The sequence below is a fragment of the Lutimaribacter saemankumensis genome (assembly GCF_900100005.1).
GTDB lineage: Bacteria > Pseudomonadota > Alphaproteobacteria > Rhodobacterales > Rhodobacteraceae > Lutimaribacter > Lutimaribacter saemankumensis.
This window is the reverse complement of record NZ_FNEB01000001.1, coordinates 283,329-295,273: the sequence shown is the minus strand read 5'-3', so window position 1 is coordinate 295,273 and position 11,945 is coordinate 283,329. Positions and strand designations below refer to the sequence as shown.

Genomic DNA, 11,945 nt, shown 5'->3' with positions numbered 1-11,945 from the left:
CGCGTGCCACTGGACGGCACGCGCGCTTTTCGTCACTTTGTGATGCATGAGCGAAATCGTGAACCTCAATAAGGCCCGCAAGGCACGCGCCAAGTCGCGTGACAAGCGCCAAGCCGATGAAAACGCAGTGAAATTCGGGCGCAGCAAGGGCGCGAAAGCGCGCGACAAGGCCGAGGCCGACCGCCTGCGTTCGCGGCATGACGGCCACAAGCGCGACGAATGAGCGGCCGTCCCGTCAAACGGTCGCTGACCCTGCAGGGTCATCGCACCAGCGTTTCGCTGGAAGACGAGTTCTGGCAGGCATTTCGCACCATCGCAAAGGAAACGGGCAAGCCGATCAACGTGCTGGCCGCTGAAATCGACGCTGACCGCGACCCGGAAACCGGACTGGGGTCTGCGATACGGGTGTTCGTTCTGCGCCACTACCGTGCCGGCGCGGGCGGCTGAGCGTCAGGCGAGGTTTCAGGCGGCCGCCGCGGTATCCCGAATCCGCTGGATCATCGCCTTCAACCCGTTCGAGCGTTGCGACGACAGGTGATCCTGCAGGTCGAGCCTTGCAAGTTCCGCCTGCGCGTCGATGCCCGGCACGTCCCTTACCGGCACATCGTTGTAAAGCGCGCGCAGCACGGCGATCAGGCCGCGCACGATCATCGCGTCGCTGTCGCCGTCGAAATGAAACCGGTCACCGGCGGGGGCGATGTGCAGCCAGACCTGGCTGGCGCAGCCATCCACCTTGGTCGCCGGCACCTTGAGCGCGTCATCCAGCGGATCCATCGCCTTGCCCAGTTCGATAACGTGGCGATAGCGGTCTTCCCAGTCCTCAAGAAACTCGAAATCCCCGACGATCTCTTCGAATGCCTCGGTCGCCATGATGCCCCCTTCTTTCGCGGTCACGCCACGAGGTAAGGCGCGTCTGTCCAAAGGTCCAGAGGTGTTGCGTCTTTTCAAGGCAGGCCCGATGCTCTAAACCGACAGGCAAGGCAAGGATAGGCAAACCCATGCGCAGACCCCTCGTGGCCCTTCTGGTCGTTTCGATGACACTCAGCGCCTGTGGCGCGATCCGGGAATCGCGGATCAACCCGTTCAACTGGTTCGGCGGCAGCCGCGAGGTTCCGGCCGATGTCGATCCCGCGGCAACCGGAGAGGCCAATCCCCTGATTCCGCAACGCCGTGCGAGCCTGTTCCGGCGGGACGAGAACATCTATCTCGGCCGGCCGCTGGATCAGGTGACCGAGCTGCGCATCGAACGGGTGGCGGATGGCGCGATCATCCGCGTCGAAGGCATCGCGCAGCGGGCGGACGCCTACGACATCCGCCTGGTTCCCAAACCCACCGACCGCCAGGGTGAGTTGCATTTCGAATTGCAGGGTGAATTTCCGCAGGTGACGTCCAACACGGTGCGCCTGCCCCGCCCGGTGGTGGTTGCCACGCATCTGAGCGACCAGGAGCTTGAGGGCATCCGCCGGATTCGCGTCAGCGCCGCGCGCAACGCCCGCGAAAGCCGCCGCTAAGGCGCGCGTTCAGTCCAGTTCGACGATCCTGATGTTCTGGCCCTTCGCGGCCAGGGCGATCTTGCCATCGCACAGCCGTTCCGCATCGGCGCCGAACACTTCGCGGCGCCACCCGTGCAGGGCCTGCACGTCGCGCTGCCCCGCGGCAAGCGCATCCAGATCCGCCGCCGAGGCGATCAGCTTGGGCGCCACGCCGCTGCTTTCTGTCTTGGCCTTCAGAAGCACGCGGAGCAGGTCGGCCAATGCCGGGTTCACCTGCAGTTTTTCGCGGGTCTTGGGCAGTCGGGGCAAATCCTCGGGCGGGCAACTGACGCCCACCTCGATCGCGGCCAGTATTCCGTCGGCGATTTCGCCTTTGCGGGCTTCGCGCAGCAACAGCCGCGACTTGCCGAGGTCGTTCATCGAACGCGGCTTGGTCGAGGCAAGCTCGACCAGCGCGTCATCCTTGAACACCCGGCTGCGGGGAATGTTGCGCGACTGGGCATAGGCCTCGCGAAAGCGGGCAAGTTCACGCACGATGGCAAGAAACTTGCCCGAGTTCGTGCGGGTTTTCACCCGCTGCCATGCCTCGGACGGGCGCGATTCGTAGGTTTCGGGATTGGTCAGCAGCTTCAGTTCTTCCGCGACCCACTGTTCCCGGCCCTTCTTTTTCAACTCGGCGGCGAGAAACTCGTAGATCTTGCGCAGATGCGTCACATCGGCCAGCGCATAGGTTTTCTGCGCATCGCTCAGCGGGCGGCGCGACCAGTCGGTGAAGCGGCTGGATTTGTCCAGGTTTTCGCGGGCGATCTTTCGTACCAGCGTTTCATAACCCACCTGTTCGCCGAAACCGCAGACCATCGCCGCGACCTGGGTGTCGAACAAGGGTTCGGGAAAGACCTTGGCGTCGACATAGAAGATTTCCAGATCCTGCCGCGCGGCGTGGAACACCTTGACGACCGTGGGGTCGCGGAACAGGTCATACAGCGGATCGAGCGACAGATCACCATCGATCGGGTCCACCAGGACGGCGGTGTCGTCATCCTCGCCAGGCATGGCAAGCTGGATCAGGCAGAGCTTGGAGTAATAGGTGCGTTCGCGCAGGAACTCGGTGTCGATGGTGACGTAGTCATGCGCGCGGGCCGCTTCGCAGAAGGCGGCAAGCTCTTGCGTGGTCTTGATCGTTTTCATGGCTTTCAGCTCGATTCATGCTGCGCGCCTCGGCGCGCCCTGCCAGTCGTGATGCGGCGGTATAGGATAGACGGGCGCAAATGAAAACCCGCGCCTACAGGTCCAGCCGGCGACGGTCGTCCGATGCAAAGCGGCGCAGAACCGCCGGGTAGAGGCGATGTTCCTGTTCCAGCACGCGCGCAGCCAGCGTGTCGGGCGTATCGTCCGCGTCGATCGCAACCCGCGCCTGCCCGAGGATAGGGCCGCCATCCAGTTCTGCAGTGACCTCGTGCACGGAGCACCCGGCCTCAGCGTCACCCGCCGCAATGGCGCGCGCATGGGTGTCCAGGCCGCGATATTTCGGCAAAAGCGACGGGTGGATGTTCAGCATCCGGCCCGCGTAATAATCTATGAACACCGGCGTCAGAATGCGCATGAAGCCGGCAAGCGCTATGATATCCGGCTGGTAAGCATCGATTTCGGAAATCAACGCCTTTTCAAAGCCTTCCCTGTCGCCCTTGAACGCGCGGTGATCGACCACGGCCGTTGGGACACCCATGTCGCGCGCCTTTTGCAGGCCGCCCGCATCGGGCACGTTCGACAGGACCAGGCAGGGCCGAGCCGGGTGGTCGCCCACCATGCTTTCCACCAGTCGCACCATGTTGGAGCCACCGCCCGAAATCAGGATCGCGACACGCTTCGTCACCTCAGTGTGCCCGTGTAGCGCACGCCTTCACCGGCCGCGACCCGGCCCAGCTTGCAGACGGTTTCGCCCGCCTCGGTCAGCTCGGCGGCAAGAGCATCTGCGCGGTCCGCCGCGACGGCCAGAACCATGCCGATGCCGCAGTTGAAGGTTTTCAGCATCTCCGCCTCGGCCATGCCGCCGGTTTCGCGCAGCCAGCCGAACACGCCCGGCAAATCCCAGGCGTCGAGATCGATTTCGGCGCCCAGACCCTCGGGCAGGACGCGGGGGAGGTTTTCGGTCAGCCCGCCACCTGTGATGTGCGCCAGCGCATGAACCCCGCCCGACCGGACAGCCGCCAGCGCCTGCTTTACATATAGCCGCGTTGGCGCCAGCAGGGCCGCGCCCAGGCTGCCGTCGGTCCAGGGGCAATCCGCATCCCAGCCAAGGCCCGAAACCTCGACCAGCTTGCGCACCAGGCTGTAGCCGTTGGAATGCACCCCGTTCGACCCCAGCCCCAAGAGCACATCGCCCTCGGACACGCCGGCAGGCAGGTCGGCACCACGTTCCATCGCGCCGACGGCAAAGCCCGCAAGGTCGAAATCGCCCTTGGAATACATGCCTGGCATCTCGGCGGTCTCGCCGCCGATCAGCGCGCAGCCGGACAGTTCACACCCTTTGGCAATGCCGTTGATGATGTCGGTCGCCGCATCCAGCTCCAGCTTGCCGGTGGCGAAATAGTCCAGGAAGAACAGCGGCTCGGCACCTTGGCAGACCAGGTCGTTCACGCACATGGCCACAAGATCGATGCCGATCGTGCTGAAATGCCCGGTGTCGATCGCGATGCGCAGCTTGGTGCCCACGCCGTCGGTCGCAGCCACCAGAACCGGGTCTCTGTATCCGGCCGCCTTGAGGTCGAAGAGCGCGCCGAACCCGCCAAGGCCGGCCATCACGCCCGGGCGCGCGGTGCGCTTTGCCGCGGGTTTGATCCGTTCGACCAATTCGTTGCCCGCGTCGATGTCGACGCCCGCCTGCGCATAGGTGATGCCATTCTTGCCGGTGGTCATGGGACGCCCCCCTGTTGCCATTCCCGCGCGGGGTAATCCATCGCGCGCGCCAAGGCAACGGCAAAGCCTTGACCCCTGCCCGCTTCCTGCTACGAACAGGTCAGGTCGGGCCTGTAGCTCAATGGTTAGAGCAGGGCGCTCATAACGCCTTGGTTGGGGGTTCGAGTCCCTCCGGGCCTACCACTTTCCCGATCCGCCCGTGCGATCAGCGCGCGATCACGATATCCGCGCACAGCCCCCCGAGCCTGTCGCTTTCGCCAAGCCGCAGAACGCCGCCATGCGCGCGCGCGATATCCGCGGCAATCGCCAGCCCCAGGCCGACGCCCGAGCCGCGGTTCTGGTTGCGCGCGGTATCGAGGCGGGTAAAGGGCCGCATCGCATCGCCGCGCTGTTCGGGCGGGATGCCGGGGCCGTCATCCTCGACCCGGATGCGCAGCGACCGGTCCGAAAGCGTGACCGAAACCTCGGCACGTGTGCCGTAGCGCACGGCATTGTTGATCAGGTTGTCCACCGCACGGCGAATGGCCACCGCGCGCAGCGGCACCATCCCCTGCCCGTCCATGTCATGCAGGGTGACGGTTTGGCCTTCGCGCTGATGGTCCTCGACCAGCCCGCGAACCAGGTCGATGGGATCGGTGGCTTCGGCGTCGCCCTCGGCGGTGCCCTTGGCGAAGGACAGGAATTCGTCGATCATCCGGCGCATTTCCTCGACATCGCGTTCCAGCGGTTCCCGCTCGTCATCGTCGAGAAACGACAGCCCCAGCTTCAGCCGGGTCAGCGGCGTGCGCAAATCGTGGCTGACCCCCGACAAAAGCAGCGTGCGCTGTTCGATCTGGCGCTCGATTCGCGCGCGCATATCGAGAAAGGCGCTTCCCGCGGCCCGCACCTCGAGCGCGCCGTAGGGGTGATACTCGACATGACGTCCGCGCCCGAACGCCTCGGCCGCGCGGGCCAGCCGTTTGATCGGGCGCAGCTGGTTGCGCATGTAGATGAAGGCGATCACCGTCATCAGCACCCCGAAAAAGATCATGTTCACGAACAACTGGTGCGGGTTGCGCACCGACAGCCGCCAGCGATCCAGCTCGACCGCAAAGGCGGCCTGCCCAGCCGGGCGCAACGTAAGGATGGCGCGCCGTGTGTTCGGAAGCTCGACCGCGTCGAGCGCCGGCAACTCGCGATGCAGGGCGCGCATCACGTTCCCCGCGGTCAGGTCGTACCATACGCGGCTGTCATCCACACTGTCGGGCCGCGCCGGGGCGAGGTTGAAATTCAGCGCCGTGGCCAGCGCCGCCCTTGCCTGCGAGTCGGGTTCTGCCAGCAACAGGTTGATCTGGCGCGCGATTTCCTTTGCCATCTGTTCCGACACGTCTTCGAAATGGCGCTGGATGAAAACAACCGATACGACAAGCTGCACCACGACGACCGGCAGAACCAGGATCAGCGCGGCGCGCCCGTAAAGCCCCCGAGGCATATATGGTTTGAGCCATTTGAACGACATGCGCTAAACCTAGCCCTGCCCGACAGAAAGAGAAAGCGCCATGGACCTGCCAGAAGACTTCGACCCGCCGACCGGAACAGCCGAAACGCTTTCGCCCGGTTTGCGGCGGATCGTGGCGCCGAACCCGTCACCGATGACATGGCGGGGCACGAACACGTATCTTGTCGGGGATACCGGGCTGGCCGTGATCGACCCCGGCCCCGACGATCCCGCGCATCTGCAGGCGATCCTCGATGCGGTCGGACCTGGTCAGCATGTCAGCCATATCCTCGTGACGCATGCCCACCTCGATCATTCGCCCCTTGCGCGCGCCCTTTCCAGGGTCACGGGCGCACCTGTTTATGCCTTCGGCGACGCACGATCGGGGCGCAGCGCGGTGATGGAGATGCTGGCCGATCAGGGGCTTGCCGGTGGCGGCGAAGGGGTCGATGTCGCATTTCGCCCGGACGTCGCGCTTGCGGATGGCGAAATCCTGCAGGGCGATGGTTGGGAAATACGGGCGGTCTGGACGCCGGGGCATTTCGGCAACCACCTGTCCTTTGTCTGGGGCGATATCGGTTTTTCCGGCGATCTGGTGATGGGGTGGGCCAGTTCGCTTGTCTCGCCCCCAGACGGAGACCTGACCGATTTCATGGCGTCCTGCGACCGGCTGAGGGCCGAGGGGCTTCGCATCCTGCATGCCGGCCACGGCGCCCCTGTTACCGATCCCGCTGGCCGGATCGACTGGCTGACCGGCCACCGCCGCGGGCGCGAAGCGGCGATCCTGGCCGCGCTCGAGGATGGCCCCGCCGATGCCGGCATGTTGACGCGCGCGATCTACACCGACACGCCTGCGGCCCTTCTGCCGGCCGCGGAACGCAATGTTTTCGCGCATCTCGTTGATCTGGTGGGTAAAAACCTTGTTGCGCCGCAAGGAGCCTTGTCCGCAAAAGCCGTGTTTTCCATGATCGAAGGCGATTGAGGACCGAAAGCCGAATTTTTATGTCAAAACCCTCTGGACGAGCGGAATCGCTTTTGCTACATCGCCCTCCACAGTGTTCCGGCGTAGCTCAGCGGTAGAGCAGTTGACTGTTAATCAATTGGTCGTAGGTTCGATCCCTACCGCCGGAGCCATAAAAAGCCCTTAAGTCGCAAAGACTTGAGGGCTTTTTTGTTTTCGTTGCCCGGCAGGGTGGGATCTGTCGCCATTGAGCAACGATTTACCGCCAAACCTTTTCTGTGCCTTGTTCGCTGCCTGCCGACGCCTATGTCGCATCGCGATCGAGGCAACGTCCTCGTCCCTTTTTCAGGGTTCCATGTCCGGGACGGCCCGGCGGTATGAAAAGGGGGCTGTCATGGCCTGGATTTATCTCATTATCGCCGGATTGCTGGAGGTCGTCTGGGCCTCGCTGATGAAGCAGTCCTTGGGTTTCACCCGCCTCTGGCCGAGCATCGGGACGGTTGTGTTCATGGTCGGCAGTTTCGGTCTGCTGGCAATCTCGATGCGGACGCTGCCACTTGGCACCGCCTACACGATCTGGACCGGCATCGGCGCCATCGGGGCGTTTCTTGTCGGCATCTTCATTCTGGGCGAACAGGTTAGCGCCATGCGCCTGGTGGCCGCGTCCCTGATCATCTGCGGTCTCATCCTGATGAAGCTGTCTTCGCAGCACTGAACAAGGGGGGTGGCAATGCCCGCCTACACTGCCCGCCGCGCGATGAAATCGGAAACCTTTTCCACCAGCAGGGGCGCGAGCTTCGGGGTTATGACGTGACCCATGCCGGCGATGATCTGCAACTCGGCCCGCGGGATCAGCGCAGCGATTTCCTCTCCGCCTTCGGGCGGCACCAGGGTATCGTCGGCGCCGTGAATGACAAAACAGGGCAGATCGACCTCGCGCAGCGCCGCGCGTCGGTCGCCCGATGTGAGCGTGGCCAGAAGCTGACGGTTCACACCTTCGGGATCGGCCCCGCGATCATAGGCGCGCCCGGCCAGGTCGCGGAAATAGCTTTCGGGCGCCCCGAATCCGGGAGAGCCCCAGGCACGGTCGCCCTGAAGCGCAGTTTCGATGAAACCGGCGCGATCCTGCGGCTGACTGAGCAGTGCCTCTATTCCGGGTGATGCGGTGAAATGCGCGAGCGTCATTACGATGGTTGCGGACAAAAGGCGGTCGGCGTGGTGTATGGCCAGAAGTTGCGTGATGGCTCCTCCCATGGAAATTCCGAACACATGCGCCTTTGCGATCCGCAACGCATCCATCAGGCCGATCACGTCCTGCGCCATGTCATTCAGCGAATATGCCGGCCGCAACGGCCTGTCCGCGGCCAGATCGGCAAGGATCGTTTCAGCCCGGCCATCGACACCCGGTGCGGGGCAGCGCGCGCTTTTGCCGATGTCGCGGTTGTCGAAGGTGATCACGCGGAAGCCCTGCGCGACGAAGCCTTCGATCAACTCGCGCGGCCAGTGGATCAATTGTGTGCCCAAACCCCGGATCAGGATCAGCGCAGGGTTCGACCCAGCGCCGTGTTCTTCGACTTCCAGCTTGATGCCGTTGGCGGTGATCTGCATGCCCTGCCCTCCCTTTCCGGGCAGATTGATCGCCGCAGGCCCGCCGCACAACCCCCGTGACGTTGGGGCATTTGCCGCGCGCCCGATTGAAATAGGCCGGCTCCCGCCCCTAGGCTGACCGCAATCATTGGGAGGAGGACAAGGATCATGGCCGAGGCCTATATCTTTGACGCCGTGCGCACGCCCCGATCCAAGGGCAAGCAAGGCGGCACGCTGAACGAAGTCAAACCGATCCGCCTGCTGGCCGGGTTGCTGGAGGGCCTGCAGGAACGCCATGATCTCGATACCGCGCGGGTCGACGACGTGATCATGGGCTGCGTCGCACCGGTTCTGGAACAGGGCAGTTGCATCGCCAAGGCCGCTGCGCAGTCGGCAGGCTGGGACGAAAGTGTGCCGGGCGTTCAGCTTGACCGCTTCTGCGCCTCTGGGCTGGAAGCCGTGAACATGGCCGCCGCAAAGGTCGGATCGGGCCAGGAGGATCTGGTCGTCGCGGGCGGGCTGGAATCCATGAGCCGCGTGCCCATCGGGTCGTCCGGCGGGCCGATGTTCGCGGACCCTGAATTCGTGCTCGATCAGAACTCGGTCCCGCAGGGGATCGGCGCCGACCTGATCGCCACGCTCGACGGCTACAGCCGCGAAGACGTTGACGCCTTCGCCATGGAAAGCCAGCGCCGCGCGGCACATGCGCGGGACAATGGCTGGTTCGACCGCTCGGTCATGCCGGTACGCGACGTCAACGGCACGGTGGTGCTGGAGCGTGACGATTTCATCAAGCCGGGCACCGACATGCAGACGCTGGGCAGCCTGAAGCCGAGCTTTGCGCAGATGGGTGCGCTGGGGATGGACGAGATGGCCATCGCGAAATATCCGCAGGTCAACCGCATCAACCATGTCCACACGCCCGGCAATTCGTCGGGCATCGTGGACGGCGCGAGCGCCGTGCTGATCGGCAGCGAACAGGCGGGCCGCGACGCGGGGCTTGAGCCGCGCGGCCGCATCCTCGCCACTGCCGTTCTGGCCACCGACCCGGTGATCATGCTGACGGGCCCGGGCCCTGCCGCAAAGAAGTGCCTGGCCAAGGCCGGCCTGAGCCAGGCCGATGTCGACATCTGGGAGATCAACGAGGCCTTCGCCTCGGTCGCGCTGCGCTATATGCGCGATCTCGATCTCGACCACGAGATCACCAATGTCTGCGGCGGCGCCATCGCCATGGGCCATCCGCTGGGCGCGACCGGCGGCGCGCTGGTATCGACCGTTCTGGACGAGCTGGAACGCCGCGGCGCCAAACGCGCGATGATCAGCCTCTGCGTCGGCGGCGGCATGGGAATTTCAACACTGATCGAACGGGTGTGACCATGGGTGCGTTTCATTACGAAAAGGATGCCGACGGCATCGTCACGGTCACCATGGACATGGACGGCCCCGTCAATGCCATGAACGCCGAATTCGACGTCCTGTACCAGGAAATGACGGACAAGCTCTGCGCCGAAGAAGGGCTGACCGGCGTGGTTCTGACCTCGGCCAAGGAGACATTCTTTGCCGGGGGCGATCTGAAATGGCTGATCGCGGTCGAAACGGGGCAAGAGCAGGAAATCTTTGAAAACGTGGAGCGGACCAAGGCCAACATGCGCCGGCTGGAAAAGCTGGGCGTTCCGGTCGTGGCGGCAATCAACGGCGCGGCGGCGGGCGGCGGATTCGAAATCTGCCTGGCCAGCCATTACCGCATCGCGGCAGACCTGCCCAAAGTCAGGATCGGCCTGCCCGAGGTGACGCTGGGCCTGTTGCCCGGCGGCGGCGGCGTTGTGCGCATGACCTATATGCTGGGGATCGAGGGCGCGATGCCTTTCGTGCTGGAAGGCCGCATGGTGCCCGCCAAAAAAGCGCTGGAGGCCGGTCTGATCCACGAGGTTGTGGACAGCGCCGAAGCTCTTGTGCCGCGCGCCAAGGACTGGCTGAAGTCGGTCAAGGGCGACGCCGCTGCCTGCACCCAGCCTTGGGACGACCGGAAATACCGCATCCCCGGCGGGGCGTCGAACACCGCCGCAGCCGCGCCGCGCCTCGCGGCAGGGTCGGCCATGCTGTACAAGAAGACCCGCGGTCTGCTGCCGGCGCCCGGCAAGATCATGGACATCATGGCCAACACCGCCTCGAACGTCGATTTCGACGGCGCGCAACGGTATGAAAGCCGGCAATTCGCCTCGCTCGTGCCGCTGCCGGTGACCAAGAACATGATCCAGGCGTTCTTTTTCGACTTGGGCAAGGTCAATGGCGGCGCCGCGCGCCCCGGGGACGTTCCGAAATCGAAAATCGGCAAGCTGGGCATCCTCGGGGCTGGCATGATGGGCCAGGGCATCGCCTATTCGGCTGCCATGGCGGGCATCGACGTGGTTCTGAAAGACACCGCGCAAGAGGCCGCGGAACGCGGCAAGGCCTATACCGCCGCATTGCTGGACAAGCGCGTGGCGCGCGGCCGGATGACCGCGGACGAGGCCGCCGCGGTGCTGGCGCGGATCACGCCCACGGACAAGGCCGATGCGCTGAAAGGCTGCGACCTGATCATCGAGGCGGTTTTCGAGCGCATCGACGTGAAAGAGGCCGTTCTGAAAGAACACGAAGCGCTGCTGGCGGATAACGGTTTCTGGGGCTCGAATACCTCGACATTGCCGATCTCGCGCTTGGCGCAGGGCGCGGCGCGGCCGGAAAAGTTCATCGGGCTGCATTTCTTTTCGCCGGTCGACAAGATGCCGCTGCTCGAAATCGTGGTGGGCGAAAAGACCGACGACGAGACATTGGCGCGCGCCTTCGATTTCGCGCGCCAGATCGGCAAGACACCCATTGTGGTGAACGACAGCACGGGCTTTTACACCTCGCGCACGATCGGGACCAAGATGGACGAAGCGGTGCAGATGGTGGCCGAAGGGCTCGATCCGGTGCGCATCGAAAACCTGTCGCGCGCGGTCGGTTTCCCCACGGGGATGCTGACGCTCTACGATGAGGTTAAGCTGTCGCTGGCCATCGACATATTCGATACGCAAGTGGGCATGGGGCTGCGCGACGCGTCCGAGGACGTCACCCCCGAGGCCCGCACCGTGCTGCGAGAGATGGTCGAACGGTACGGCCGCAAGGGCCGTGGCGTGGGCGGCGGTTTCTTCGACTATACCGAGGCGGGCAAGGACATCTGGCCGGGCCTGGAAAAGTGGCGCAAGGACGGTGCGGACATTCCAGACGCCGACATAAAGGACCGGATGCTGTTCCGTGCGGTTCTGGAAACCCTGCGCTGTCTGGACGAAGGCGTTCTGCGTTCGACACCAGATGCGAATATCGGTTCGATCATGGGGATCGGCGCGCCGGTCTGGACCGGCGGTTATGCGCAATTCGTTGAAACCTACGGCAGGGACCGCTTTGTCGCCCGCTGCGAGGAACTGGCCGCGCGCTATGGCGCAAGGTTCCTGCCGCCGGCATCGCTGCGCGCGGCTGCCTGACACGGCGG

13 protein-coding genes and 2 tRNA genes are annotated in these 11,945 nt (G+C 64.4%); 9 read left to right on the top strand and 6 right to left on the bottom strand.

The annotated features are described in order from the left end of the window. Positions 1 to 46 precede the first annotated feature (46 nt). Together BLT50_RS01460 and BLT50_RS01455 are read left to right on the top strand one after the other, a co-directional pair. Positions 47 to 223 carry a DUF4169 family protein gene (locus BLT50_RS01460; RefSeq protein WP_090025778.1) on the top strand — a complete coding sequence of 59 codons (177 nt, stop codon included), beginning with the start codon at positions 47 to 49 and terminating at the stop codon, positions 221 to 223. Then, positions 220 to 447, top strand: a complete 228-nt coding sequence (locus tag BLT50_RS01455; RefSeq protein ID WP_090025776.1) for a ribbon-helix-helix domain-containing protein — start codon at positions 220 to 222, stop codon at positions 445 to 447. Before BLT50_RS01460 ends, BLT50_RS01455 begins: the two co-directional genes overlap by 4 nt. 15 nt (positions 448 to 462) lie before the next feature. Here BLT50_RS01455 and BLT50_RS01450 read toward each other — a convergent pair whose 3' ends face one another. Continuing rightward, the gene (locus BLT50_RS01450) at positions 463 to 870 is read right to left on the bottom strand and encodes a SufE family protein (RefSeq protein ID WP_090026979.1); all 408 of its coding nucleotides are present in this window, start codon (positions 868 to 870) and stop codon (positions 463 to 465) included. A 128-nt stretch (positions 871 to 998) separates the two neighbouring features. Here BLT50_RS01450 and BLT50_RS01445 point away from each other — a divergent pair, with 128 nt between their 5' ends. Further along, positions 999 to 1,511: a hypothetical protein gene (locus tag BLT50_RS01445; RefSeq protein WP_139170452.1), complete on the top strand. Its 513-nt coding sequence runs from the start codon at positions 999 to 1,001 to the stop codon at positions 1,509 to 1,511. Between the two features lie 9 nt (positions 1,512 to 1,520). Here the strand turns inward: BLT50_RS01445 and rnd are convergent, their stop codons facing one another. The 3 genes from rnd to purM form a co-directional block, all read right to left on the bottom strand. After that, positions 1,521 to 2,681: a ribonuclease D gene (gene rnd, locus BLT50_RS01440; RefSeq protein WP_090025772.1), complete on the bottom strand. Its 1,161-nt coding sequence runs from the start codon at positions 2,679 to 2,681 to the stop codon at positions 1,521 to 1,523. A 94-nt stretch (positions 2,682 to 2,775) separates the two neighbouring features. Beyond that, on the bottom strand, positions 2,776 to 3,366 hold the full coding sequence (purN, locus tag BLT50_RS01435; RefSeq protein WP_090025770.1) for a phosphoribosylglycinamide formyltransferase: 591 nt from the start codon (positions 3,364 to 3,366) through the stop codon (positions 2,776 to 2,778). Then, on the bottom strand, positions 3,363 to 4,409 hold the full coding sequence (gene purM / locus BLT50_RS01430; RefSeq protein WP_090025768.1) for a phosphoribosylformylglycinamidine cyclo-ligase: 1,047 nt from the start codon (positions 4,407 to 4,409) through the stop codon (positions 3,363 to 3,365). The genes purN and purM overlap by 4 nt, the downstream gene beginning before the upstream one ends. Before the next feature lie 107 nt (positions 4,410 to 4,516). Here purM and BLT50_RS01425 point away from each other — a divergent pair. Beyond that, positions 4,517 to 4,592: transfer RNA gene (locus tag BLT50_RS01425), tRNA-Ile, on the top strand. A 22-nt stretch (positions 4,593 to 4,614) separates the two neighbouring features. On the opposite strand, the gene BLT50_RS01420 is transcribed toward BLT50_RS01425, so the two are convergent. After that, positions 4,615 to 5,907: an ATP-binding protein gene (locus BLT50_RS01420; RefSeq protein WP_090025766.1), complete on the bottom strand. Its 1,293-nt coding sequence runs from the start codon at positions 5,905 to 5,907 to the stop codon at positions 4,615 to 4,617. Positions 5,908 to 5,947: 40 nt separating this feature from the next. Between BLT50_RS01420 and BLT50_RS01415 the strand changes: the two genes are divergently transcribed. The 3 genes from BLT50_RS01415 (at position 5,948) to BLT50_RS01405 (ending at position 7,562) form a co-directional block, all read left to right on the top strand. Next, the gene (locus BLT50_RS01415) at positions 5,948 to 6,868 is read left to right on the top strand and encodes an MBL fold metallo-hydrolase (RefSeq protein WP_090025764.1); all 921 of its coding nucleotides are present in this window, start codon (positions 5,948 to 5,950) and stop codon (positions 6,866 to 6,868) included. Between the two features lie 77 nt (positions 6,869 to 6,945). Continuing rightward, positions 6,946 to 7,020, top strand: a tRNA-Asn gene (locus BLT50_RS01410). Positions 7,021 to 7,241: 221 nt separating this feature from the next. Then, positions 7,242 to 7,562 carry a DMT family transporter gene (locus BLT50_RS01405; RefSeq protein ID WP_090026977.1) on the top strand — a complete coding sequence of 107 codons (321 nt, stop codon included), beginning with the start codon at positions 7,242 to 7,244 and terminating at the stop codon, positions 7,560 to 7,562. A gap of 23 nt (positions 7,563 to 7,585) precedes the next feature. On the opposite strand, the gene BLT50_RS01400 is transcribed toward BLT50_RS01405, so the two are convergent. Beyond that, positions 7,586 to 8,455, bottom strand: a complete 870-nt coding sequence (locus BLT50_RS01400) for an alpha/beta fold hydrolase (RefSeq protein WP_139170451.1) — start codon at positions 8,453 to 8,455, stop codon at positions 7,586 to 7,588. A 147-nt stretch (positions 8,456 to 8,602) separates the two neighbouring features. Here BLT50_RS01400 and BLT50_RS01395 point away from each other — a divergent pair, with 147 nt between their 5' ends. Together BLT50_RS01395 and BLT50_RS01390 are read left to right on the top strand one after the other, a co-directional pair. Beyond that, positions 8,603 to 9,808 carry an acetyl-CoA C-acetyltransferase gene (locus tag BLT50_RS01395; protein ID WP_090025760.1) on the top strand — a complete coding sequence of 402 codons (1,206 nt, stop codon included), beginning with the start codon at positions 8,603 to 8,605 and terminating at the stop codon, positions 9,806 to 9,808. A 2-nt stretch (positions 9,809 to 9,810) separates the two neighbouring features. Next, positions 9,811 to 11,937, top strand: coding sequence for a 3-hydroxyacyl-CoA dehydrogenase NAD-binding domain-containing protein (locus BLT50_RS01390; RefSeq protein WP_090025758.1), 2,127 nt, complete (start codon positions 9,811 to 9,813; stop codon positions 11,935 to 11,937). Positions 11,938 to 11,945: the final 8 nt, after the last annotated feature.

What these genes read in the sequence shown, in the direction of transcription:
- BLT50_RS01460 (WP_090025778.1), top strand. Translation starts at nt 47, where the DNA reads ATGAGCGAAATCGTGAACCTCAATAAGGCCCGCAAGGCACGCGCCAAG.
- BLT50_RS01455 (WP_090025776.1), top strand. Translation starts at nt 220, where the DNA reads ATGAGCGGCCGTCCCGTCAAACGGTCGCTGACCCTGCAGGGTCATCGC.
- BLT50_RS01450 (WP_090026979.1), bottom strand. Translation starts at nt 870, where the DNA reads ATGGCGACCGAGGCATTCGAAGAGATCGTCGGGGATTTCGAGTTTCTT.
- BLT50_RS01445 (WP_139170452.1), top strand. Translation starts at nt 999, where the DNA reads ATGCGCAGACCCCTCGTGGCCCTTCTGGTCGTTTCGATGACACTCAGC.
- rnd (WP_090025772.1), bottom strand. Translation starts at nt 2,681, where the DNA reads ATGAAAACGATCAAGACCACGCAAGAGCTTGCCGCCTTCTGCGAAGCG.
- purM (WP_090025768.1), bottom strand. Translation starts at nt 4,409, where the DNA reads ATGACCACCGGCAAGAATGGCATCACCTATGCGCAGGCGGGCGTCGAC.
- BLT50_RS01420 (WP_090025766.1), bottom strand. Translation starts at nt 5,907, where the DNA reads ATGTCGTTCAAATGGCTCAAACCATATATGCCTCGGGGGCTTTACGGG.
- BLT50_RS01415 (WP_090025764.1), top strand. Translation starts at nt 5,948, where the DNA reads ATGGACCTGCCAGAAGACTTCGACCCGCCGACCGGAACAGCCGAAACG.
- BLT50_RS01405 (WP_090026977.1), top strand. Translation starts at nt 7,242, where the DNA reads ATGGCCTGGATTTATCTCATTATCGCCGGATTGCTGGAGGTCGTCTGG.
- BLT50_RS01400 (WP_139170451.1), bottom strand. Translation starts at nt 8,455, where the DNA reads ATGCAGATCACCGCCAACGGCATCAAGCTGGAAGTCGAAGAACACGGC.
- BLT50_RS01395 (WP_090025760.1), top strand. Translation starts at nt 8,603, where the DNA reads ATGGCCGAGGCCTATATCTTTGACGCCGTGCGCACGCCCCGATCCAAG.
- BLT50_RS01390 (WP_090025758.1), top strand. Translation starts at nt 9,811, where the DNA reads ATGGGTGCGTTTCATTACGAAAAGGATGCCGACGGCATCGTCACGGTC.